The organism is Rhodococcus sp. 14-2483-1-2 (assembly GCF_002259405.1).
Lineage (GTDB): Bacteria > Actinomycetota > Actinomycetes > Mycobacteriales > Mycobacteriaceae > Rhodococcoides.
Map to the genome: position 1 here is coordinate 122,301 of NZ_NPFW01000022.1, position 24,225 is coordinate 146,525.

The 24,225-nt window shown below is 65.3% G+C and carries 21 protein-coding genes; 9 read left to right on the forward strand and 12 right to left on the reverse strand.

Features of this window, described 5'->3' with window-relative positions; genetic code table 11:
- Positions 1-7: 7 nt before the first annotated feature.
- From CH295_RS21690 to CH295_RS21700, 3 genes are all read right to left on the reverse strand, one after another.
- Entirely contained in the window at positions 8-877 is an 870-nt protein-coding gene (locus CH295_RS21690) for an ABC transporter ATP-binding protein (RefSeq protein ID WP_037189260.1), read from the reverse strand.
- Positions 874-1,887 (reverse strand): FecCD family ABC transporter permease, encoded by a 1,014-nt coding sequence (locus tag CH295_RS21695; protein WP_230596235.1) that lies wholly within the window; start codon positions 1,885-1,887, stop codon positions 874-876. The genes CH295_RS21690 and CH295_RS21695 overlap by 4 nt, the downstream gene beginning before the upstream one ends.
- Before the next feature lie 83 nt (positions 1,888-1,970).
- On the reverse strand, positions 1,971-3,446 hold the full coding sequence (locus CH295_RS21700) for a FecCD family ABC transporter permease (RefSeq protein ID WP_094741915.1): 1,476 nt from the start codon (positions 3,444-3,446) through the stop codon (positions 1,971-1,973).
- A 207-nt stretch (positions 3,447-3,653) separates the two neighbouring features.
- On the opposite strand from CH295_RS21700, the gene CH295_RS21705 reads away from it, so the two are divergent.
- The 8 genes from CH295_RS21705 (at position 3,654) to CH295_RS21740 (ending at position 10,863) form a co-directional block, all read left to right on the forward strand.
- The gene (locus CH295_RS21705) at positions 3,654-4,391 is read left to right on the forward strand and encodes a hypothetical protein (RefSeq protein WP_371828430.1); all 738 of its coding nucleotides are present in this window, start codon (positions 3,654-3,656) and stop codon (positions 4,389-4,391) included.
- Between the two features lie 268 nt (positions 4,392-4,659).
- A complete protein-coding gene (locus tag CH295_RS21710) occupies positions 4,660-5,076 on the forward strand; it encodes a PaaI family thioesterase (RefSeq protein WP_037189975.1) in 417 nt (138 codons plus the stop codon).
- 5 nt (positions 5,077-5,081) lie between these two features.
- Positions 5,082-6,362 carry a DUF6986 family protein gene (locus CH295_RS21715; RefSeq protein ID WP_141217068.1) on the forward strand — a complete coding sequence of 427 codons (1,281 nt, stop codon included), beginning with the start codon at positions 5,082-5,084 and terminating at the stop codon, positions 6,360-6,362.
- An 85-nt stretch (positions 6,363-6,447) separates the two neighbouring features.
- Positions 6,448-7,080, forward strand: coding sequence for an urease subunit gamma (locus CH295_RS21720; RefSeq protein WP_094634434.1), 633 nt, complete (start codon positions 6,448-6,450; stop codon positions 7,078-7,080).
- Complete coding sequence (locus tag CH295_RS21725; RefSeq protein ID WP_094657184.1) at positions 7,080-8,801, forward strand: urease subunit alpha; 1,722 nt, start codon at positions 7,080-7,082, stop codon at positions 8,799-8,801. The genes CH295_RS21720 and CH295_RS21725 overlap by 1 nt, the downstream gene beginning before the upstream one ends.
- Positions 8,801-9,457: an urease accessory protein UreF gene (locus CH295_RS21730; RefSeq protein ID WP_037189265.1), complete on the forward strand. Its 657-nt coding sequence runs from the start codon at positions 8,801-8,803 to the stop codon at positions 9,455-9,457. Before CH295_RS21725 ends, CH295_RS21730 begins: the two co-directional genes overlap by 1 nt.
- Before the next feature lie 38 nt (positions 9,458-9,495).
- Positions 9,496-10,200: an urease accessory protein UreG gene (ureG, locus tag CH295_RS21735; RefSeq protein WP_094641747.1), complete on the forward strand. Its 705-nt coding sequence runs from the start codon at positions 9,496-9,498 to the stop codon at positions 10,198-10,200.
- A 6-nt stretch (positions 10,201-10,206) separates the two neighbouring features.
- On the forward strand, positions 10,207-10,863 hold the full coding sequence (locus CH295_RS21740; RefSeq protein WP_094741916.1) for an urease accessory protein UreD: 657 nt from the start codon (positions 10,207-10,209) through the stop codon (positions 10,861-10,863).
- A 114-nt stretch (positions 10,864-10,977) separates the two neighbouring features.
- Here CH295_RS21740 and CH295_RS21745 read toward each other — a convergent pair whose 3' ends face one another.
- The 6 genes from CH295_RS21745 to dapA form a co-directional block, all read right to left on the reverse strand.
- Positions 10,978-12,381, reverse strand: coding sequence for an NAD(P)/FAD-dependent oxidoreductase (locus CH295_RS21745; protein ID WP_037189268.1), 1,404 nt, complete (start codon positions 12,379-12,381; stop codon positions 10,978-10,980).
- 97 nt (positions 12,382-12,478) lie between these two features.
- Positions 12,479-13,279: a HugZ family pyridoxamine 5'-phosphate oxidase gene (locus tag CH295_RS21750; protein ID WP_094741917.1), complete on the reverse strand. Its 801-nt coding sequence runs from the start codon at positions 13,277-13,279 to the stop codon at positions 12,479-12,481.
- Positions 13,280-13,302: 23 nt separating this feature from the next.
- A complete protein-coding gene (locus CH295_RS21755; protein ID WP_094741918.1) occupies positions 13,303-13,980 on the reverse strand; it encodes a GAP family protein in 678 nt (225 codons plus the stop codon).
- Between the two features lie 7 nt (positions 13,981-13,987).
- Positions 13,988-14,554 (reverse strand): isochorismatase family protein, encoded by a 567-nt coding sequence (locus tag CH295_RS21760; RefSeq protein WP_094741919.1) that lies wholly within the window; start codon positions 14,552-14,554, stop codon positions 13,988-13,990.
- A gap of 33 nt (positions 14,555-14,587) precedes the next feature.
- Entirely contained in the window at positions 14,588-16,972 is a 2,385-nt protein-coding gene (locus CH295_RS21765; protein WP_094741920.1) for an ATP-binding cassette domain-containing protein, read from the reverse strand.
- 6 nt (positions 16,973-16,978) lie between these two features.
- Positions 16,979-17,923, reverse strand: coding sequence for a 4-hydroxy-tetrahydrodipicolinate synthase (gene dapA, locus CH295_RS21770; protein WP_094741921.1), 945 nt, complete (start codon positions 17,921-17,923; stop codon positions 16,979-16,981).
- A gap of 72 nt (positions 17,924-17,995) precedes the next feature.
- On the opposite strand from dapA, the gene CH295_RS21775 reads away from it, so the two are divergent.
- Positions 17,996-18,895 carry a LysR family transcriptional regulator gene (locus CH295_RS21775; RefSeq protein ID WP_094741922.1) on the forward strand — a complete coding sequence of 300 codons (900 nt, stop codon included), beginning with the start codon at positions 17,996-17,998 and terminating at the stop codon, positions 18,893-18,895.
- Here the strand turns inward: CH295_RS21775 and helR are convergent.
- The 3 genes from helR to CH295_RS21790 all read right to left on the reverse strand — a co-directional run bounded on the left by helR (position 18,856) and on the right by CH295_RS21790 (position 23,806).
- A complete protein-coding gene (helR, locus tag CH295_RS21780; RefSeq protein WP_170946018.1) occupies positions 18,856-21,072 on the reverse strand; it encodes an RNA polymerase recycling motor ATPase HelR in 2,217 nt (738 codons plus the stop codon). The two genes, CH295_RS21775 and helR, sit on opposite strands and share 40 nt — an antisense overlap.
- Positions 21,073-21,209: 137 nt before the next feature.
- Entirely contained in the window at positions 21,210-21,614 is a 405-nt protein-coding gene (locus tag CH295_RS21785) for a hypothetical protein (protein WP_141217069.1), read from the reverse strand.
- Positions 21,611-23,806: a sensor domain-containing protein gene (locus CH295_RS21790; protein WP_094634424.1), complete on the reverse strand. Its 2,196-nt coding sequence runs from the start codon at positions 23,804-23,806 to the stop codon at positions 21,611-21,613. Before CH295_RS21790 ends, CH295_RS21785 begins: the two co-directional genes overlap by 4 nt.
- Positions 23,807-24,225: the final 419 nt, after the last annotated feature.

Sequence of the window (24,225 nt, forward strand, 5' to 3'; positions counted from 1 at the left end):
CTGCGCGCTACCGCTCGGTGGAAGCACCTGCGGTGGTGTGGCTCTCGGACCGTACGGGTCCACCGACCGACCCGTACACGTGCCGGGTGCCGATCGGAACGATGAGGGGACGATCGGACATCGGATCGTCGATCACGGCGGCTTCGAGGCCGAACACGTCGAGGAGTAGTTCCTCGGAGATGACGTCCTGTGGCCTGCCGGACGTGACGATCCGGCCCTGCTTCATCACGATCAACCGGTCGCTGTAGCGAATCGCCAGATTCAGATCGTGCAGGACCATGACGATGGTGCGGCCCAGTTCGTCGTGCAGGCGGTCGACGAGATCCAGGACCTCGATGGAGTGCGCCAGATCGAGGTAGGTGGTCGGCTCGTCGAGCAGAAGGATGTCGGTGCCCTGGGCCAGCGCCATCGAGATCCACGCGCGTTGCCGTTGGCCACCGGACAGTTCGTCGACGGGTCGGTCGGCGAGGTCACCGACCCCGGTCAGTTCGAGTGCGTTCGCCACCTCGGCCTCGTCGTCGGAGCTCCACTGCCTGATCCACGACTGGTGCGGGTGACGACCTCGTGACACGAGATCTGCGACGGTCAGTCCTTCGGGAGCGGTCGGTGCCTGAGGCAGCATCCCGAGGGTGCGTGCCACTTCTTTGGTCTTCATCGAAGAGATGGCCCGACCGTCGAGCATCACGCTGCCGGCCTTGGGCTTGAGCAGACGGCCGAGCGAACGCAGCAGCGTCGACTTTCCACAGCCGTTGGGTCCGATGACCGTGGTGATGACCCCGGTGTGGATCTCGAGATCGAGGTGCTCGACGATGACGCGGTCGCCGTAACCGAGGCTCAGATCGTTCGCGATCAGACGCGAGGTGTGGCTGGTTGTCATACGGAGGCCTTTCGATTACTGCGAACGAGTAGGTAGAGCAGGAACGGTCCGCCGAGGGCCGAGGTGACGATGCCGACCGGAAGCTCCACCGGCAGAATCGTGCGCGCGATCAGATCGCTTGCCACGACGAGCAATCCACCGAGCAGTGCCGACGCGATGATCGGCGGGCCGGGCGTTCGCAGCACCCTCAGCGCGATCTGAGGAGCGGCGAGCGCGACGAATCCGATGGGCCCCGCGGCGGCGGTCGCGATCGCGGCGAGTGCGACTGCAGCGAGCAGCATCATGGCCTGACTGTGTTGCAGGCGAACACCGAGCGATCGTGCGTTGTCGTCGCCGAGCCGCAGGGCACCCAGTGTGAACGTCGCGACGACGGTTCCGCCGCCGACGAGGACGACTGCGATGGCCACCGGCCAGACCGCGCCCCAATCGGCTCCGTTGAGCGACCCGTTGAGCCAGACCTGGGCACGGGAAACATCGTTGATGTCGGCGCTGATCAGCAGCCAGCCGATCACCGCGGTGAGCATCGCGTTGACGGCGATTCCGACCAGAATGAGGCGGAACCCGTCGACGCCCTTGCGCCAGGCGAGGGTATAGATCGCGATCGCGGTGAGCAGCCCGCCGATCAGTGCCGCGAGAGGAAGGCCGAGGGTGGCGAGCAGCCCGCTGAAACTGCCGCCACCGCCGAGCACGATCAGTGCGACTGCCGCGGCACTGGAACCGGCGGTGATGCCCAGGATGTCGGGGCTGGCGAGGGCGTTGCGGGATATCGACTGCGTGATCGCGCCGGATATGCCGAGGGCGGCCCCGACGAGGAGCCCGGTCAGTGATCGGGGCAATCGCAGGTCCATCACGATGAATCGTTCGATCCTCGAACCGCCGCCGAGCAGTACGTCGAGTACCTGCGCGATCGACAGCGGGAAGTCGCCTCGGCCGATGTTCACGCACATGACCAGCACCAGTGCCGCAGCCAGGAGGACGGTCGTCAGGACCATCAGTGGGCGTCGGACCATCGAGATCGGACCGAAGCGGAACGCCGGCCGGGTGCGAACGCCACCCCGGCCGGGCGTCGGTGTGGGGGACTTCAGGTCGGCGGTCACAGGCCGACCAACTTCCGGCGTCGGACGAGAGCGATGAAGAACGGCGCTCCGATCAGTGCCAGAACGATGCCGACCTGAAGCTCGCCCGGGCGCACCACGACTCGTCCGATGACGTCGGCGATCATGAGCATCACGCCGCCCATGAGACCGGCATAGGGCACGAGCCAGCGGTAGTCGGGACCGGTCACCGCGCGGGCGATGTGCGGCACGACGAGGCCGACGAACGCAATGGGCCCGCATGCTGCGGTCGCTGCGCCGGTGAGCAGGGTGATGGCGAGGATGCCGACGGTGCGGGTGACCGCGATGTTGGTCCCGAGCGATCGTGCGACGTCCTCGCCGAGGCTCATGACGTTGAGGCCGGGTGTGCTCGCCAACGCTATGAGGACACCGATCACCAGGAACGGCAGAACCTGCCACAGTACGTCGAGACCGCGTCCTGCAACGGATCCGACCACCCAGAAGCGGTAGCCGTCCAAGCTGGTCTGATCGAGCAGTACGACGGCGTTGGTCATGGCCGAGAGAAAGAATGCGACGCCGGCTCCGGCCAGGGCGAGATTGACCGGACTCGATCTGCCGGACCCGATCGACGACAGGCCGAACACCACGATGCTCGCCACCGCCGAACCGGCGAACGCGAACCACAGGTACTGACTCGGTGAGGTGAACCGGAACAGGTAGATGGCCATGACGACGAAGAACGCCGCCCCGGAATTGAGGCCGAGCAGGCTGGCGTCGGCCAACGGATTGCGGGTGTGCCCCTGGATGAGAGCGCCTGCGATGCCGAGCGCAATTCCTACGACCAACGCGAGCACCGTGCGGGGAACTCGCAGCGTGCGCACGATGATGTCGGTGTCGGTGCCCGTCGAATTCAGCAGGGCGTGGGCGATTTCGGCGAAGGTCAGTGGTCGCGCGCCGATGGCGATGCTGGCCAGTATTCCGGCTACGAGAGCTGCGACCAGGACGGCCAAGCCGAGCAATCTTCGGCGCCGAATCGCGGCGACCGAACCGTCCTTGGGAATCGGCTCGAATCCCTCCGCTGCCGCGGTCTTGTCTCGAACGATCTCGGACGACGAAGCGTCGATCCCGAACTGGCGCCGGAGGGCACGGCGAACACCGATGGGACCGTGCGTGGCGCTGTCACGCAGTGTCAGACCCATCCAGCGGCGGCCGGTGCTCTGGCCTTCGTTGCCGTCGCGGTAGCCGCGATTCCAGACGAACAGGGCTACGGCGACGCCCACCGCGATGGTGCCGAACACGATTCGGTCCGCCTGGCCGCCGCCGTTGTCGTCACGAAGAGCGTCGACGATCGACCAGCCGACGAACAGAGGGACCAGCACGATCAGTGCGTCGATCGCGGCTGCAGCGATGCGGGAGCTACGCGGCGGCGGCCCGGTGGGCACGTCTTCGGTCCCGTACGGCTCGTCGGAAGACCGGCGTGCGCCGTGGGGGCCGAGTAGCGGAGCTGTTGTCACAGTGCTCGTGACTCCTCGCTGTTTTCGAAGGGACTCGGTTTAGGTTACGGAACCCTTCCTCGACATGTGAGGTGAGGTAAGGGTAGCGGTGCCTGACCCGCTTTACGATCTGGTTAGGCTAACCTACATTCAGTGGGTAGGGGTGCGACGCGTGCACCCGCCGAGAACCTAAGGAGCGATCAGGTGTCAGTTGCAACAGCGTCATACATGGGCTGGGCCGATGTGCATCGATTCTCGAGTCGATCCGGCGGGGCGGCGCTGTTGGCCGACTCGTGCGCGACCCTGCGTGCACTCAACCCCGATTACCCGCGGATGTACGCGGTGGCAGCGATGGCGAACGAGGGCAAACGCCGTTGGTGGCAGTTGGCGGTGGGTCTCGACGACGGTCGCGTCGAGCAGATGTATCGACGATCGCTCGAGGATCTCGATGTTCCCGAGGCTGCGGCAGTGCAGGTCGCAACGGCCCTCATTCACGCCGTCGTCGGACGAGTGGCCGCGTTGCTGGTTCTGGAGGCACGCGCCTGGGATCCGGGCATCGACAATCTGTGGATCCACATGGACAGTGACGGCGGGATCGATTGGGCTGGAGTGGCATCGCCGATCCTGCGAGTGCTGCCCGAGGATTCCGCTGCGGGTGAGCCCGGCACGGTCACACTTCCGTGTGAACAGGCTCTGTTGGTCTGGACTGCGCATCGATGCACGACGTCGCTCGGCGCGGTGTTCCGGGCGATCGCCGACCGCGCACCGCTGGATGCGCGTGTCTTCTGGGCTCTGGTGGGTGACGCCATCCTCGGGGCCTCGACGTATGTGCCGATTCTGGCGGGGGCGAGCGCATCGGCAGGTGCGCGCCGGGGTCAGATGCTGCTCGACGCCATGGTCGCCGCCGGTGCTCCCGTGCGATCACGCGTCGGGGTTCCGGGGCGAGCGAGACTGCGGGCATCGTGAAGGCCTTGCGCCACAACTAAGGTTTGCCTATGCTGACTTCGTACCAACGGACCGCGCCGGAGTCCTGAGGGCTGCAGTGACTCCCGGTCCTTGCCACGGTGGGTCTCTCGTTCTTCGAAGAACGAGAGGCCCACCGATTTTTGTGGGTCGATCGTCGTGTATCTCTGAACGGGAGTCGACAGCCGAGTCGGCCACACTCTCGACGCAACCGGAAGGCACAGCAATGACGGACTCGAACGGCACCACGGGGGAGACCTCCTTCGACACGATGACGCCGGAACAGCTCACCGAATTGTGTGCAGGAGGGTTCGACGGGGCCGTCGGCCTCCGATACCTCGAGGTCTCCGGCGACAAGGTACGCGCGGAATGGACCGTCACCCCGCAGCTTCATCAACCGGCGGGAATCATGCACGGGGGCGTGCTGTGCTCGGTGGTCGAGTCGGTGGCGAGTATCGGTGGATCGGCCTGGTTCGGCTCCCGGGGACACGTGGTCGGCACCAACAACAACACCGACTTCCTGCGCGCGTCTCGGTCGGGAACCCTGACCGCGCACGGACATCCGATTCATCGGGGCCGCACCCAGCAGCTCTGGCAGGTCGACATGACGGACGAGAGTGGACGCCTGGTTGCTCAGGGCAAGGTCCGGCTGGCGAATATCGAAAACACCGCGCATCTGGGACAGTGATGCCCATGACGGGACACAGCGACAGCGCCGACTCTTCCTTCCGGTCGGGCGCAACGGGACTGACTGCCGACGCGTTCGATCGCCTCGAATCACTCTTCGGTCCCATCGACGACGAACTCGCGCAGCACTATCCAGGTGACCGAGTCGGTGGCCAGCCCTCTCACACCGTCTATGTGTCGGCCGCGGATGCGTCGGCGGCTGTGCCGGCCGAATGGGGTGCCGCCGCCCTGGCAATCCTGGACGCCCACCCCGAGGCGTTCGCCGGACTCGACACCCAGAACGCACTGCCCCTCGTGCGCGACCGGCTCGGCCGTGCGCCCATCCAGGACCTCAGATTCGATTTCGAGGACGGTTACGGATGGCGATCCGATGCCGTCGAGGACCGCCACGCGACCACGGTCGGGGCTGCCCTGGCCACCCTTGCCGACGACCCGGCCGGTCCGACGTGGCTCGGAATTCGCGCCAAAGGGCTTGCCGCACATGAGCGTCGGCGTGGAATCCGCACCCTCGAGCTGGTCCTGGACGGAGCCGGGGGAGTGCCCGACGGCTTCGTGTTCACCGTACCCAAGCTCCGTGCCGTCGAGCAGGTAGCCGCTGTGGTCGCCTTGTGCGAGGAACTCGAGCGTGCGCACGGCCTGCCCGATCGAGCCCTTCGCTTCGAGCTGCAGATCGAGAGCCCACAGGCGGTGATCGGGGCCGACGGCACGGCGACTCTCGCGCGGGCGATCACCAGGGCGGACGGCCGCTGCACCTCCCTGCACTACGGGACCTACGACTACAGCGCCGCCTGCGGAATCACCTCTGCGCAGCAATCACTCGCGCATCCGGTGGCAGACCATGCGAAGAACGTCATGTTGGTGGCAGCGGCACAGACCGGGGTGTGGGTGTGCGACGGTTCGACCCAGGTGGTGCCGACGGGCGATCCGACGCAGGTGGCGGCATCCGCTCGTCGACACTTCGAGCTGGTCACCAGATCCCTCGAGCGCGGCTTCTATCAGGGTTGGGACATGCATCCCGGCCACCTGGTGACGCGATGGTCGGCGACATTCGGCTTCTTCCGTCAGGCCATGCCGGTCGCTGCTGCTCGGCTGGGCAGCTACCTCGATCGCCAGGGTGGTGAGGTGATGGACGAGCCGGCGACGGCTCAGGCGTTGGCAGGTGTTCTGGTGCGGGGCCTGGATTCGGGCGCGTTCGGCATCGCCGAGCTGCAGAACGTGTCTGCCGGCATCGACCGAGACGTGCTGCGGGGGCTGCTCGATCGATCGGTGACAGTGCCTCTCGGATGAGGTGCGTCGGCGCGCTCCGCTGCCAGTAGGTCGCAAGCGTGTCAGAATTGCCGGGCACCATCACCGATCGGGACGGAGAACTCCAATGCGGTTGTCTCCGCACGAGCAGGACCGACTGCTCGTCAGCTACGCGGCCGAACTCGCTCGGCGTCGCCAGGCACGCGGCCTCAGACTCAATCACCCTGAGGCGATCGCGGTCATCACCGATCACCTCCTCGAGGGGGCCCGCGACGGCCGATCGGTCGCAGACCTGATGTCCTCGGGTCGCGAGGTTCTCGATGCCGACGACGTGCTCGACGGTGTGCCCGAGTTGCTTCCCGAGGTCATGGTCGAGGCGACCTTCCCCGACGGTACGAAGCTGATCACGGTGCACGAGCCGATCTCGCCCAAGCGCGGTGACGGTCACCTGATTCCGGGCGAGATCATCACCGTCGCAGGCGACATCGAGATCAACGAAGGCGCCGAGGTGATCTCCATGACCGTCGTCAACGCGGGAGATCGGCCGGTGCAGGTGGGCAGCCACGTGCATTTCCCGCAGTCGAATGCAGCTCTGCAGTTCGACCGCGAACGGGCGCACGGTTGTCGCCTCGACATCCCTGCGGGCACGGCGGTGCGTTTCGAGCCCGGCATCGAACAGACGATTCGGCTCGTGCCCCTCGGTGGCACGCGCGAGGTACACGGATTGAGCATGACACCTCCCGGAAAGTTGGACAGCTGATGGCGCGCATGAGTCGCAGTCGATACGCCCAGTTGTTCGGCCCCACCACGGGTGATCGAATCCGCTTGGCAGACACCGATCTTCTGATCGAGGTCACCGAGGACCGCAGTGGCGGACCCGGCAACGCCGGTGAGGAGGCCGTCTTCGGCGGCGGCAAGGTCATTCGAGAGTCGATGGGTCAGTCCAGGGCAACCCGCGCCGACGGTGCGCCCGACACCGTGATCACCGGGGTCGTCGTGGTCGACTACTGGGGAATCATCAAGGCCGATCTCGGTATTCGCGACGGACGCATCGTGGCACTGGGCAAGGCAGGCAATCCCGACACCATGACCGGGGTGCATCCCGATCTCGTCATCGGCCCGTCCACCGAGATCATCGCGGGCAACGGGAAGATCGTCACGGCAGGCGGCATCGACTGTCACGTCCACCTGATCTGCCCGCAGATCAAGGAGGAGGCTCTCGGCGGCGGCATCACCACCGTGATCGCCGGCGGTACCGGCCCCGCCGAAGGGAGCAAGGCCACCACCGTCACCCCGGGCGCATGGCACCTGTCCCGGATGCTCGAGTCGCTGGACGACTGGCCGATGAACATCGTGCTCCTCGGCAAGGGCAACACTGTCAATCCCGACTCGATGTGGGAGCAATTGCGCGCCGGCGCATCGGGATTCAAACTGCACGAGGACTGGGGATCCACCCCGGCCGCGATCGACGCGTGCCTGCGAGTGTGCGAGGACGCAGGCGTTCAGGCGGCACTGCACTCGGACACCCTCAACGAGGCCGGATTCGTCGAGACCACCCTCGGTGCGATCAAGGGACGCGGAATCCACGCTTATCACACCGAGGGTGCTGGCGGCGGGCACGCACCCGACATCATCACCGTGGCGGCACAGCCGCACGTCCTCCCCAGCTCGACCAACCCGACGCGTCCGCACACCGTCAACACCCTGGACGAGCATCTCGACATGCTCATGGTGTGCCACCACCTCAGTCCATCGATTCCGGAGGATCTGGCCTTCGCCGAGAGTCGAATTCGGCCGTCGACCATCGCGGCCGAGGATCTGCTGCACGACATGGGTGCGATCTCGATGATCGGCAGCGACGCTCAGGCGATGGGCCGGATAGGCGAGGTGGTTCTGCGCACCTGGCAGACGGCACACGTGATGAAGTCTCGTCGCGGCTTCCTGGCAGGTGACAACGGAGCCGACAACAACCGAGTGATGCGCTACGTCGCCAAGTACACCATCTGCCCGGCCGTCGCACACGGCCTCGACGACGAGATCGGTTCGATCGAGCCGGGCAAACTCGCCGACCTGGTGCTGTGGGATCCGGCATTCTTCGGGGTGCGTCCCCACATGGTCGTCAAGGGCGGCATGATCGCCTGGGCTGCCATGGGCGATGCCAACGCGTCCATCCCGACCCCACAACCCGAACTGCCACGTCCGATGTTCGGGGCGTCGCCGAAGGCAGCGGCCGCGACGTCGCTGCATTTCGTTGCCCCGCAGGCGATCGAGGATGGCCTCGCCGGGCGTCTGAACTGCGATCGTCGGTTGGTTCCGGTCAAGAACGTGCGCGGTGTCAGGAAGTCGGACATGGCACTCAACGACGCTCTGCCCGACATCCGAGTCGATCCCGATACCTTCACGGTCCGTATCGACGGTGACGTGTGGACGGAGCAGCCGGCAACCGAACTGCCGATGGCCCAGCGATACTTCCTCTTCTGATGCCCGATGCCCGACTACAGGTGACGACGCTTCTCTCGCTTGCCGATTCACGCCTGCCCACCGGTGGCCACGTGCACTCCGGGGGAGTCGAAGAAGCCATCGCGTCGGGCTTCGTTCGAGACATCACGACGCTCGAGGCGTTTCTGCGACGCCGTATCCGAACCTCCGGGGCAACGACGGCGTCCATTGCCGCATCACTGGTGCACGGGTCGTCGAGCACGGACGAGGCCGATGCCGAATCCGACGCCCGAACCCCGTCCCCGGCTGCCAGGTCTGCCTCTCGTGCCCAGGGCCGTGGATTGCTTCGGTTGGCCAAATCTGCCTGGCCGCATCATGATTGGGCGTCGATCGGGCGGAGGCCGCACCTGGCCGTTGCCGCTGGGCACGTCGGACTCGCGGCGGGCCTGTCGGTTGCCGACACGGCCGCGGTACAGGTGTACATCACCATGACCGGGTCGGCGATCGCCGCGCAGCGTCTGCTCGCGCTCGATCCGGCAGAGGTCGCGGCGTGCACCATCCGGTTGGGCGAGTTCTGCGACGACGTGACCGCCGCGGTGTGCCGGTGCCTGCCCGAGCTGATGGAGTTGTCGGATCCGTTGCTGGACATGTTCGCCGAAGCCCACGCCGTCCGCGATCGGCCGTTGTTCGTATCCTGAATACGGTTCCATTTTTCTCTAGTGACAAGGAGTTCGACATGCCCCCGCACCTGATCGACGGTGAGCCCCACGACCACGGTTTGGATCGGCCCAAGCGCGCACGGGTGGCAGGCGATGCGCTGCGCGTCGGGATCGGTGGACCCGTCGGTTCCGGAAAGACGGCGTTGGTGGCTGCGCTGTGCCGCGAGCTGCGCGACGAACTCTCACTGGCGGTACTCACCAACGACATCTACACCACCGAGGATGCGGACTTCCTGCGTCGGCACGCGGTGTTGCCCGACGAGCGCATCACGGCGGTGCAGACCGGTGGCTGCCCGCACACCGCGATTCGAGACGACATCACGGCCAATCTCGACGCCATCGACGATCTGATCGAGAACAACCCGCCCCTCGATCTGATTCTGGTGGAATCCGGTGGCGACAATCTGACGGCGACGTTCTCGTCCGGTCTGATCGACGTACAGATCTTCGTCGTCGACGTGGCCGGGGGAGACAAGGTGCCGCGCAAAGGCGGTCCCGGTGTGACGTTCTCCGACCTGTTGGTCGTCAACAAGACGGACCTCGCCCCGTACGTCGGTGCCGACCTCGGTGTCATGGAGCGGGACGCGGCACAGGTGCGCGAGGGACGACCGACTGCACTGATCTCCCTCACCGACGATCCGGCGGCGACCATGGTGCTCGAGTGGGTGCGGGAGCAGCTGAAGGTGATCGCCGACGCCGACGCGCATGCCCACACGCACTGAGCGTCGATGCACACCGAGCTCTGCATCGACGCGAGCCGCAGCCGCAGCCCACGCATCACCTCGGTGGGCGGACTCGCCGGCCGCCAGACGGGACCGGACACGGTTCACCTGATCGGAACGGCGGCAACTCCTCTCGGCGGTGACACCATCGTGGTCAGAATCTCGGTGGCGGCCGGCGCGCGCCTGGAGGTGCGTAGCGTCGCAGCCTCGTTGGCGATGCCCGGTGGGCTGCATCGTCACTCCTCCGCGCAGTGGCACTTCGAGGTCGGTGCAGGTGCGTCGCTGGTCTTCGATCCCGAACCGATGGTCGTCGTCTCCGACGCCTCGCATTCGGTGGTCAACACCGTTGCGCTGGAGCAGGATTCGACCCTGTGGCTGCGCGAGCGTACGCAGATCGGCCGCTTCGAGGAAGCGTCGGGGCACTGGAGCAGTGCTATGCGATGTGATGTCGGGGGCAGTCCGTTGCTTCGCCATCGAGTGGAACTGGGCGCGGGATCGGTTGCGCACGACGCGTTGTCGGCACCGCTGTCGATGTCCAGCACGCTGAGCTATCCCGATACCCGGGCGTCCGAGGTCGATCTCGCCGACGGGACCGTCCGGCTGGCGCTGGCCGGTGGCGGCTCGCTGAGTACCTCGGTGGGGCGGCGCCTTCAGCCCAGCTGATCAGGGGTGTGACACCGGTAGATCGAACAACGAACGCGTCGGCCGACGGAGTCCCGTCGGCCGATGCGTTGTGTCGGAGTCGGTTTCGGTGGTGAAGCCCCGGCGCGGGGCCGATCAGCCCGCGGCCTTCTCGCGTTCCTGCTCCGAATCCGCGGCGGCCGCGTCTACGGCACCCGAGCGTTCGAGGGAGTTGAGTTGCTCGATGGCGAGGCGCGCGAACACCTGCTGCTCGGTCGACGCCATCTGTGCACGGCCCTTGCCGAGGAACGTCACGAACCACGAGATGACGGTCGTGATGCGGCTGCGGTAGCCCACGAGGTAGTACAGGTGCAGAGCGAGCCACATGAGCCAGGCGATGAATCCGCCGAATTCGAGTTTGCCGACCTTGGCGACCGCGTTGAATCGCGACACCGTTGCCATCGAACCCTTGTCGAAGTACTTGAACGGGGCTCGCTGGGCGGGATCGTCCTGGCCCTTGACCGACGCCTTGATCAGCTTGGCAGCGTAGGTCGCTCCCTGAATGGCGCCCTGCGCCATGCCCGGAACGTCCTTGACCGACATCAGGTCGCCGACAACGAACACGTTCGGGTGGCCCTTGACGGTGAGGTCCGGTTCGACCAGCACGCGTCCGGCGCGATCGGTTTCCGATCCGGACTGATCTGCGAGCTGCTTGCCGAGGGGGCTGCCCTGCACGCCTGCGGACCAGACCTTGCACTGCGCCTCGATGCGCCGGGTCGTGCCGTCCTTCTCCTTGACGGTCAATCCGTCGTTGTCGACGTCGGTGACCATCGCGTTGAGTTGGATTTCCACGCCGAGCTTCTCGAGCCGTTCGGCGGCCTTGCGGCCGAGCTTCTCGCCCATCGGCGGCAGTACGGCGGGCGCGGCGTCGAGCAGGATGACGCGAGCGTCGCGCGGATCGATGTTGCGGAAGGCTCCGTCGAGCGTGCGATCGGCGAGCTCGGCGATCTGCCCGGCGAGCTCGACACCGGTGGGTCCCGCGCCGACGACCACGAAGGTCATGAGGCGGTCCTTCTCCTCTTGATCGTCGGAGAGTTCGGCCTGCTCGAACGCGCCGAGGATGCGTCCGCGCAGTTCGAGTGCATCGTCGATGGTCTTCATGCCGGGCGCGAACTCGGCGAAGTGATCGTTGCCGAAGTAGGACTGCTGTGCGCCTGCCGCGACGATCAGGCTGTCGAACGGAGTGACGGTGATGCGCTCGAGGAGCTTGGACGTCACCGTCTTGGCCTCGAGATCGATGTTCAGCACGTCTCCGAGCAGCACCTCGGCGTTCTTCTGCTTGCGCAGGATGACGCGGGTGGTGGGCGCGATCTCGCCGACGGACAGGATGCCCGTCGCGACCTGATAGAGGAGCGGCTGGAAAAGGTGGTGTGTCGTCTTGGCGACGAGGGTGATGTCGACGTCGGCTTTCTTGAGCGCCTTGACGCCGAACAGACCTCCGAACCCGGAACCGATGACGACGACGCGGTGACGCTTCGATTCGAGCGGTTGGATGCTCATTGCCTGCTCCCTAACGATTGCGGTGTGTGGTCAACGGTAGTCGCCATCCATCGCGACGTCTCGACAAGGTCGTCGTGTCTGTGGTGGCAGTGCACACCTATCGGCCGGCTGCTGCGCGCTTCGCCAGTTCCACGGTCGCGGCCCGCAGTTCGGCAGCCGAGTCGATCGGAGTCGCATAACCGACCCTGGTGTACGCGATTCCGCGCGGAGTGAGCACCTTCAGATCCAGTCCGTAGCGGTCCGCGGCCGTGCACTCGGCCGACGTGGCGTCGGGAAAGCCGCCCAGTTCGCGGGCCATCGCGGTCAGCGACGCCGAGTGGTCGGCGTTGAGGTGCTCGATCGCGTACGCGGAGGTCGGCGACACCGGATCGGGCGTGGCCTGGGAATACGCTTCGGCGGTTGCAGAATCCATCCGGCCGTATCCGCCGACCCACCGGACCCGATGCACGCGCATGACCCAGAGCGTGAAGTCGCTGTAGTCCAGGTAGTACTTCGCCGCCGGGACGCCGTCGAGATGCGCGGCGCGTGCTGCGGCCAACTCGTCCGCCGCCGGCCGCTCGACCACGCCCGCCAGCGTGATACGGCCCGATGCCAGTGGATCGGTCTGCGACTGCGGTGCCACGATCGACAGGCTCATCCGTTGATCGCCCGCGAGGTTGCGTCCGTGCTCGGCCATCCGCGAGACACACAGAACCGGAGCGCCGTCGAGCAATCCGTACGTGACGAAGGAAGCCCAGGGATCACCGTCCGCGGTCAGGCTCGCGAGAGTTGCGGTGTTGGTGGACGCAGCGATCGTGCGCGCTTCCTCGGCCGCGGAGGGACGACGGTCGTCGACGACCGGGGCCAGGGGAGGGGGAACGGACGGGGCGTCACCGGGATCGCCGTGATCGAGTGCCATGCGCAGAAGCTTACGGCGACGACCTACAGGAGGTCTCGGGCATGAACGAGCGCGTCGGCGACGAGTGCGACACCGAGCACAACGAAGATGACGCGCACCGTCGGCGGGCCGTACCGCGTCAGCGCCCGCACGGTCGCGGTGAACGCCCGCCGGGAACGACGACTCTTCCTCGACGCCAGAATCAGAACGAGGATGGGCGGGAGCAGCCCGATCAGGCAGTAGGCGACGACGATGACCGGCCACCACGTCGGACGGGGATCGTAGGTCGAGAGCATCGTCAGCCCGGCGAGATACGGCACTGCCGTCGGGCCCTGCACCAGACCGATGGTGAGTCCGGTCAGGGCGACGACGGGAATGCTCGAACCGGCTCGGGCTGCCCATGCCGGTGGGCGGCGCTCGGTGGTGCGCAGTGCACCGAGCGTGATCAGGACCAGCCCGACCACGAGCTCGGTGCGATACCGGAGCGTGGGAGTGATGGTGATGTCGAACAGATCGGTGAAGAAGTCGATGCCGAGAACGGTGAGGATGCCGAACGTGGTCGTCGCCGTGAAGACTCCGCCGACGAACGCAAGCCCGGCTCGGAAAGGAGACCTGCGGTTGGTTCTCGAGTGCACTGCGATGGCAGCGGTGATGCCGATCAGCAAGACGTCCAGAGAATCGAGTATCGCGAATCCGACGAGCGCGAGCAGCAAGGTCACCATGGAGGGTTCAGGGTATCGGTCGGCCGAAGGTGACCTTCTCGGTGACGACGGCCACGGCGGTGCGGCCGGGCGCGGTCTGGTTGTTCCAGTACATGTTCGTGTGCGCGATGACCTGTGCAGGTGGCGGCGCGCCCCACTCGGTCAGATTCTCCGTCGTGTGTGCGTCGCTCACCAGCGTCACATCGTACCCGCGTACCAGTGCTCCGTGCAGAGTGGATCGCACACAGAAATCTGTCTGTGCGCCGGCGACCACGACGTGCCCGGCTTCGGCGGCGGCCAGTTCCTCCGCCAGAGTCGTGTCCTCGAAGGCGTCTCCGTGTTTCTTGTGGACGATCGGATCGCCCGGAACCACGGGCAGAGCGTCGAGAATCTTCCATCCGTCCGTCCCGAAGCGCAGCTCCTTCTCTGCGGAGTGCTGCACCCAGATCACCGGCGTGCTCGTCTCCCGTGCGCGCGACACCAGGGCCACGATGTTGTCGACGACGCGCTGCCTCTCGTGGACCCCGACCATCACGTCGTTCTGCACGTCGACGATCACGAGTGCGGTTGCGGTCCGGTGAGGCAGGGTGGTCACGGCATCTCCCTTGTTCTCGTGTTCGGTTGCACGTCAGCTCCCGACGTACGCAGCCAGGTGTCGTCCGGTCAGGGTCGAACCGTCCGCCACCAGATCGGACGGCGTTCCTTCGAACACGACCAGGCCGCCGTCGTGCCCGGCACCGGGACCGAGATCGATGATCCAGTCGGCGTGGGCCATGACGGCTTGATGATGCTCGATGACGATCACCGACTTGCCCGAGTCGACCAGCCGGTCCAGCAGCCCGAGGAGCTTGTCCACATCGGCGAGATGCAGTCCTGTGGTGGGTTCGTCGAGCACGTAGATCCCGCCTTTGTCGGCCATGTGCGTCGCCAGCTTGAGGCGTTGGCGTTCTCCACCCGACAGTGTGGTCAACGGTTGCCCGATCTTCAGGTAGCCCAGCCCGACGTCGTTCAATCGCTGCAGAATCTTGTGCGCCGGCAGCAGTTTGGCCGCACCGTCGGAGAAGAACTCCTCGGCCTCGGCGACCGACATCGACAACACCTCGTCGATGTTGCGGCCGCCGTAGTGGTACTCGAGTACCGATGCTTGGAATCGCTTGCCCTCGCACTCCTCGCACGTCGTGGCCACCCCGGCCATCATCGCGAGGTCGCTGTAGATGACGCCCGCGCCGTTGCACGTCGGGCACGCACCCTCCGAATTGGAGCTGAACAGCGCAGGTTTGACGGCATTCTCCTTGGCGAACGCCTTCCGGATCGGTTCGAGCAACCCGGTGTACGTCGCGGGATTGCTTCGCCGCGATCCACGTATGGCTCCCTGATCGACCGACACCACATCGTCTGTCCCCGAGAGCGATCCGTGAATGAGCGAACTCTTGCCCGAGCCGGCGACGCCGGTGACGACAACCAGAACACCGAGTGGAACGTCGACGTCGACGTCGCGCAGATTGTGGGAGTCCGCGCCGCGAATTTCGAGCACTTCGGAGAACTCGCGCACCGATTTCTTCAGTGATGCCCGATCGTCGAAGTGCCGCCCGGTAACGGTGTCGCTCTGCCGCAATCCGTCGACGGTGCCCTCGAAACAGACGTGCCCGCCTGCACTTCCTGCACCGGGACCCAGATCGACGACGTGGTCTGCGATGGAGATCGTCTCGGGCTTGTGCTCCACCACCAGAACGGTGTTTCCCTTGTCCCGCAACTGAAGCAGCAGATTGTTCATCCGCTCGATGTCGTGGGGGTGCAGACCGGTGGTCGGCTCGTCGAACACGTACGTCACATCGGTCAACGACGATCCGAGATGGCGAATCATCTTGGTGCGCTGAGCCTCTCCACCGGACAACGTTCCCGACGGACGATCCAGGCTCAGGTAGCCGAGCCCGATCTCCACGAACGAGTCGAGGGTCTCGCCGAGTGTGGTCAGCAGCGGCGCCACCGACGGCTCCTTCAGGCCGCCCACCCACTTCGCCAGGTCGCTGATCTGCATCGCACATGCGTCGGCGATGTTGACACCCTTGATCTTCGACGACCGAGCACCTTCGTTGAGCCTGGTTCCGAGGCAGTCCGGGCAGGTGGTGAAGGTGATCGCGCGTTCGACGAACGCGCGGATGTGGGGCTGCATGGCGTCGACGTCCTTGGACAGGAACGACTTCTGAATCTGAGGCACGAGCCCCGAATAGGTCAGATTGATGCCCTCGACCTTGATCTTCGTCGGCTCGCGATAGAGCAGGTCGTCGAGTTCCTTCTTGGTGTACTTCGAGATGGGCTTGTCCGGGTCGAAGTACCCACAGCCGCGAAATATTCGGCCGTACCAGCCTTCCATGCTGTAGCCGGGGATGGTGATCGCGCTCTCGTTGAGCGACTTGCTCGCGTCGTAGAGAGCGGTGAGATCGAAGTCGCTGACGGAGCCTCTGCCCTCACAGCGCGGACACATGCCACCGGTCACGGAGAACGACTTCTTCTCGGTGGTCTGCCTGCCGCCCTTGTCCACCTTGTACGCGCCTGCACCGGACACCGACGCGACGTTGAACGAAAAGGCCTGTGCGGAGCCGATGTACGGCTTTCCGATTCGGCTGAACAGAATCCGCAGCATGGCGTTGGCATCGGTTGCGGTGCCGACGGTGGAATTCGGATTGGCGCCCATGCGCTGCTGATCGACGATGATGGCGGTGGTGAGTCCGTCCATGACGTCGACATCCGGGCGGCCGAGCGTGGGCATGAATCCTTGAACGAAGGCACTGTAGGTCTCGTTGATCATGCGCTGTGATTCGGCAGCAATGGTACTGAAGACCAGCGAGCTCTTTCCCGAGCCGGAGACGCCGGTGAACACGGTCAGTCGCCGCTTGGGCAGCTCCACATCGATGTCCTGAAGATTGTTCTGCCGAGCCCCCTGTACACGAATCAAATCGTGGCTGTCGGCAGCATGCGGTGCCGAGCCCTGCGTGACCTTCTTCGTCGCCATGAGCAGTCAGGCTAGTCGTACCGGAACGTGCACGCTTCTCGATTCCTGATCGATTCCGGTGGCGTTCAGCGCGGCGTCGAGTCGTCTCAGGTCGGCCGCCGAGGACTCGAGGAGTGGGCGTCGCACGGTCGCGTCGGAGATGACGCCGATCCTGACGAGCGCGGCCTTGGCCATGATGGCTCCCTGCGTCGTGCGCATGACGGCGTCGGTCAACGGCAGGAGCGATCGCTGTATTGCGTTCGCCCTGTCGAGGTTGCCGGTTCGGACTGCCGCGATCAGCTCGGCGTAGCGGTCGGCCACCACGTTGCCGGTGACGCTGACCAATCCTGTTGCACCGGAGGCGAGGTAGGGGAGCGCGAGTTCGTCGATTCCGCAGTAGTAGGCGAGGTCCGTCGAGGACATGACGGTCATGGCCTCGTACAGATCACCCTTCGCGTCCTTGACCGCACCGATGAGGGGGTGGCGGGAGAGCTCGACGAGCGTCGGTGCCTCGACGGCCACACCTGTGCGCGCCGGGACGTCGTACACCATGACGGGCAGCCCACCTGCCTCGGCGATGGCGACGATGTGCTCCACGATGCCGGCCTGAGTGGGGCGCGAATAGTAGGGAGCGGTGATCAACAGTGCGTCGGCGCCGGCTGCGGCCGCGGACCGCGCCATCTCGATCCCCGCGGAGGTGTCGTTGGTGCCTATTCCCGCGATCACGCGAAGAGCGTGATCGCGATGCCTGCGGGCGCGGGCGATCAGCCGAGAGATCTCGTGGACTGCCAGGGTCGGTGCTTCACCGGTTGTCCCGGCGATGACGACGCCGTCGCATCGTGTCGCCGACAGGTGCGCGAGAAGGGCATCGACGCCGGACCTGTCGACCGATCCATCGGGGTGCATGGGGGTCGCCACAGCGACGAGGTTCGTGCCGAAGATCGTCGAGGCCGGCGACGGAGTGGTGGTCATGGTTCGAGTGTGGACCGCTCGATATATAAGGTCCAGCGAGGTATTTTCCGCAATACTGCGTACTGTTGCTTCATGATCGACCTGAGTGCCCTGCACGCCCTGCGCGCTGTGGCAGCTCTGGGCACCCTCGCGCGCGCCGCCGACGAGCTCGGCTACACCTCCTCGGCGATCTCCCAGCAGATCAAACGACTCGAACGGCAGATCGGCACCCCGGTACTGGCCCAGGCCGGTCGGGGAGTCGTGCTCACCCCCGCAGGTCGGGCGGTGGTCGAGTCGGCGGGGGAGGTGTTCGACGCTCTCGAGCGGTGTGTCGAGGCGGCTCGATCCGCAGACGAGGGCGTGGCACGTGGTGTCGTTCGGTTGGTCGGCTTCTCGACCGCGGTTCGTGGTTTGCTGGCACCCGCACTGATCGAGCTGAATCGACGGTATCCCGACCTGACAGTGCACATCAGCGAGGAGGATCCCGACCGCGCGCTGCACAGCGTGTCTGCCGGGACTGCAGACCTGGCGCTCGTGCACGACGCAGACGGAGTATCCGCGCCCGCTCCGCCCTCGGTCGTTCGGCAACGGATTCACACGGATTTCGGCGACGTGATCATGAAGCGAACCCACCCCCTCGCCCGACCCGACATCGCGTTGACCCCTGCCGAACTCGCTCGGTACCCGTGGGTGACGAGCCCGGCCGGAACGGTGTGCCACCAGTGGTTTCGGCGGCTGTTCGCCGAGACGTCCGCCGAGGTCGACGTTCGCCATCTCGTGGACGACTTCTCCACGCAACTCGCGTTGGTCGAAGCGGACGATGTCCTCGCTCTCGTGCCTCGCCTCGCGCGTCCGTTGCTCGGTGCCGATCTCGTCGCGGTACCGCTCGAGCGAGCTCCCGTTCGTGAGGTGGAGGCCGCGTGGCGGCGCAGCGCCGACGCCAGCCCGGCAATTCATGCCGTGCTCGACGTCCTCGGTGCGGCCTCGCGATGAGTGGTCAGGACGACCAGATGACCGGTCGCTCGCGTCATCGCCACATACTTGTCGACGGCACCGGCGATTCCTGATCCGAACGAATCCGGGTCGATCAGGACGACCAGATCGAATTCGAGTCCCTTCGTCGACTGCGGTGTCAGCGAGCGGATGCGACCCGACGGAGCAAACGTGGGATCACCGATGACGCAGGCGATTCCGTCGACGTTCGACTCCAGCCAGCGATCGAGGATCGACGACAGATCTGCCGCGTCACCGTACTCGACGGGCACACCGGTGCTGCGGATGGAGACCGGAACATTGGCGTCCGGCAGCGCCGCGCGGATCGCCGGCTCGGCCTCGGTCATCACTTCCAGCGGGGTGCGGTAATTGACGCCGAGAGTGGAGATCTCCACCCGGTCGAGTCCCACACGTGCAAGCCGTTCGCGCCAGGACTCGGCGAATCCCAGCCGCGCTTGCGCGCGATCGCCGACGATGGTGATGCTGCCCGACGGGCACCGGCGCAGGACCATCTGCCACTGCGCGTCGGTCAACTCCTGCGCCTCGTCGACGACGACGTGTGCGAACGGCCCCACCAAGGGATCCGACGGGATCTCCTCGAAACCCGCCGAATCGACGAGCGCATCGCGAATCCCGTCCTGCCGCAACTGCGCGGCCATCATCTCGTCGTCGTCGGCGGCCATGAGTTCGTCGACGACGCGGTCCATCCGCACGCGCTCCGCAGTTGCGGCTATCTCCCGACGCCGAGTGCGGCGCGCATGCTCGGGATCTCCCAGCCGCATCCGGGCGGCGTCGAGCAGCGGCAGATCGGACTCCGTCCATCGGGTCGGATCTGGGCGTTGGAGCGCGCGGACGTCCTCGGTGCCGAGCCAGGGTGCGCACGAGCGAAGGTACGCCGGCACGCTCCACAGGTCTGCGACGAGGTCGGCAGCGTCGATGATCGTCCAGGATCGTTCCAGCTCTGCACGTAGATAATTGTTGTTCTGCAGAGACTTTCGTATGTCGTTCGGGGTCTCGTCGCCGTCGTGGCGGTCGGTCAGAATCGTGAGCAGCAGGTCCCAGACCTGTTCACGAGCCTCGTTGTGCGGAGTGCCGGGCTCAGGTGCCTCGAACGCCTCGGCCCAATCGGCCGCAGTCAATGTCAGATCGGCCCATTCGGTCTCCACGATCATGGTCCGAGTCGGCGGCTGCTCGTAGAACGCAACGGCCGCCTCGATCGCCACCGCCATGTTGGCGGTCGCCTTCAGTTGCGCCACAACAGGATCCGTCTCCTCGGCCGCGTTCGATCCCTCGGCGACGAGATCCCGGAGGGTGCAGGTCTGCACACCGTCCTCGCCCAGACTCGGTAGGACGTCGGAGACGTAGGCGAGGTACGGCTCGTGTGGGCCGACGACGAGCACGCCGCCGCGACTGTGTCCTAGACGCGACTGCGTGTACAGCAGATACGCGGTGCGATGCAGAGCGACAACGGTTTTCCCGGTTCCAGGACCACCGTCCACGACCAGCGCGCCGTGGGAGTCCGCACGAATGATCGCGTCCTGATCTGCTTGAACGGTGCCGAGCACGTCACGCATTCGCGGTGAACGTGCCGAACCCAGACTGGCGATGAAGGCGGACTGATCGTCCAGTGCAGTTTCGGTGATCGGTCCGGTCAGGTCGAACACCTCGTCCCAGTAGTCGGAGATGGTGCCGTTCGTCCACCGATATCGACGACGGCTTCGCAGCCCCATGGGATTGGCGTGAGTAGCACCGAAGAAGGGTTCGGCTGCGGGGGAGCGCCAGTCGACGAGGAGTTGATCGCCCGCGGTTCCCAGCAGTCCGAGTCGTCCGATGTACACCGGCTCGTCCGTGTCGATGGTCACGATGCGACCCAGGCACAGATCGACACCGTATCGACGGAGTGAACGGAGACGGCCGCCCAAGCGATGTATCTCGAAGTCCCGTTCCATCACCTCCCGGCCCATTCGGCCCGACGACTTCTGCGCGGTCTCCAGCCGCTCCGCCGTATCGAGACGAGACTTCTCGATACTCGACTGGACTGCTGAAAAGTGTTGCTCATCAGGGCCGATCGATGCTGGGTCGCCCTTGTGTGCGAGATTGTCGGGTAGGTCGAAAACACTCGGGTGTACTTGTTTCACAGGACTCCGATCGATTGCTACGTGGCTGCAGCGAGCCATTCTGAGCCCTGCACGGGGTCTTGCCGCAAGCCCCGGGGTGCGCTATACATTGAAAGGGGAAAGAGGGGACAGTTCCTTTCGGAACCCATCCCGCACCGGTGAAAACAAAGCGACGCAATCACTGAGCCGACATCGGATCAGGCCGTCAGCCCCCTGCCGCGGTGAAGTTCGAGTCGATAGATCACGTCGCCGAACAGGAGCAGTTGCACTGCCTCGTCGGCGAAGTAACTGTCGATATCGTTCGGCTTCAGTCCCGGATGGTCGTCGAGGTGTTCCCGAAGAGTCTGTAGAACGGTGTCGACACCTATGACGTATCGTTCGCCGCCGAGGTCGGTGATCGTCGTGCGACCCACGCCGTCCCATTCCTCGACACGTGCCCAATGCCGAATTCCGCATCCCTCGACAGCCTCGATCAAGAGGCGCTGCGCAAAGGGCAACAACGACATTCGAGCAGCTCGGTCGGCGCGCACCGATGCGAGAGCTCGATTGTGGGGGAGTCCGGTTACTCGACCGGCGAGTGTGTCCTTTTTATCGAAATTCATCGATCGCCGAGAAGTAGATCAGCGATGGCACCGGCACCGACCGGCCGACCCAAGAGGTACCCCTGCGCGAAATCGCAGCCGGTGGCGGCCAGTGCTTCGAGTTGCTCCTCGGTTTCGACGCCCTCGCCGACCACGGTGACGTCGAATGCGCGGGCGAGCGATACGATGGCCGAGACGATCGCGCGAGCCCGAGGGGACGGCAGCCGGGCAATGTACGACTTGTCGATCTTGAAGCACTCGAACATCGGGTAGCGGTCGAGATACGACATGGAGCTGTGGCCTTTACCCATATCGTCGAGCAGGAGTGCCACACCCATGGCGTGCAGGGCAGAGACGGTATCGGCGACCCGCTCGGTGTCCGCGACCCACACGGTTTCGGTGACCTCGAGTCCGAGCGCGAAGGCCGGCAGTCCCGTTTCTGCCAGCACGGAAGCGACCTGGGTGGGAAAGTCGGGATCGCGGAGTTGAAGCGCGCTGACGTTGACGCGAACCACGATGTCGGAGAACGTTCTCCACCGCGCTGCGGCCGTGCATGCGGTACGCAGCGCCCATGCGCCCAATGGTGTTGCAAGACCTGTTCTTTCAGCGACGCCGACGAATTCGCTCGGTTCGATGGGTCCGAGTTCTCGGTGATTCCAGCGGGCGAGTGCCTCGACGGCAACGATTTTCCGTGTGGCGATGTCCACCAACGGTTGATAGGCGAGAGTGAGTTCGTCGGCGCGCAGCGCCGTTCGCAGATCGATCGACAGTGACCTGATGCGATCGGCGTCGTAGAGATCGGTGGGATCGAACACCGCATGCCCGCCGGTCCCACTGTCCTTCGCGCGGTACATGGCCAAGTCGGCGCGGTGGATCAGCTCGTGCCGAGTCGAATTCGGTTCGGACACCGCAATACCGATGCTGGCGCTCAGAGGGATGGGCACGTCCTCGGCGGAGAAGGGAACGGCGATGGAACTCGAGATGTGACGTGCGAGCTCCTCCGCATGAGCAACGCTGTCCACACCTTCGCAGACGATCAAGAATTCGTCCCCGCCCAGGCGTGCGATGGTGTCGGCGTCTCGGATCGCCGAAGCGAGCCGTTCGACGAATTTGACCAACGCCCTGTCTCCGGCGTCGTGTCCGAGGCTGTCGTTGATGATCTTGAAGTCGTCGATGTCGAGCAGAAGCAGTGCTACGGTGCCGGACTGTTGTCTCGCGCGGTCCAACGCCGATTCGATGACCTCGTATGCGAGGGTACGGTTGGGCAGACCGGTCAGGGCGTCGTGTGTACTACGTCGTCGCAGCTGGAGCTCGAGATCGATGCGTCGAATCGCCGCGGATACGATGCCGGCCACCGAGCTGAGAAACGATACTTCTTCGTCGCGGTAGAGACGGGCCTCGACGCTGTGGATGGAGAGAACTCCCCATGCTCTTCCGGCGGCGGTGAGGATGGGAACTCCGACGCCGCTGCGGAGGCCGAGTGAGATCATCGTGTCGGTGCGAAAACGCTTCTCGGCGTGGCTGTCGCTGCAGACGACAGGCTCCGAGAGAGTCAGGACGAATCCCACCAGAGAACCGTCCCCGGACGGAATGTCCTGACGCATGCCGAGTGCACCGCTGGCGGCGTCCATGGTCAGGTACGGGTCGGTCGGGTGCTCGAGATGGGCGATGGCGGAGTTTCCCACGCCGATCAGGGTGGCGGCGGTGTCGGTTGCTGCAGTGAGCAATCTGGGTAGCTCGGCGACGACGGCGAATCGACTCAGATCGGCGAGAGCCTTCTGCTCGAGCGCGTGACGACCGGCAATGACTGCGTCGGCCGCCATCCTGGCACTGCGCTGCTCCACCGTGTGTCGGTGCCGAATGGTGGATGCGACCACGTCGGGGCCACCATCGGCGCGACTGATCACATAGGAAGAGACCACGACCGGCATGCCGGTACCGGTCACCTGATGACGCAGCTCGCAGTAGCCCTCCCACTTGCCCTCGGAGAGCAGACCGGCGGCGATGTCGTCGGTCAGATCGAGTCCGTCGGAAGTCAGCAGATCCAAGGCGGAGACTTGGCCGATATCTGCCACGTCGTCGACGCCGATCAGTTCCGAACCTGCCGGATTGATGTACAGGATCTTTCCCGTGACGTCGGACAGTGCAACGAAGTCCGGAGAACGTTCCAGGAAGGATCGAAGACTCACCGGATCGTCCGGGAGATCGAACATCGGCCCTCCGATCCGTTTCACTCGGGATACGAGCGGCACCGGGCCCATGTTATTCGGCGTTCGCGGTCCTTGTGCCCGAATAGTACCCGCCGGGTAACAGCCCTGGTCTGCCTGTTGTCGTGCGTGGAGGGGATGTCGAGCGACGAAGTGTGCCACATCGCCCGCCATCGTCACCTCGACCGGCCGAATGTAGCGGTCAGGAGCTGCCGTAGGCCGGGCGATCATGCTCGATGGGACCACCGCACCCTTCGGTGTCGGCGCATCGGCCGGGTTCGTCAGCGCTGCGAACCTGGTGGACGGCGCGGTCGTCGAGTCGTTTCCTCGGAGCTGTTGGACGTCGGAACGGTCACCACACCGCCGGCCGATCCTCGACGCGAACGCGACCGAGGAATCGATGTGTGATGTCGGACCCGGAGTGG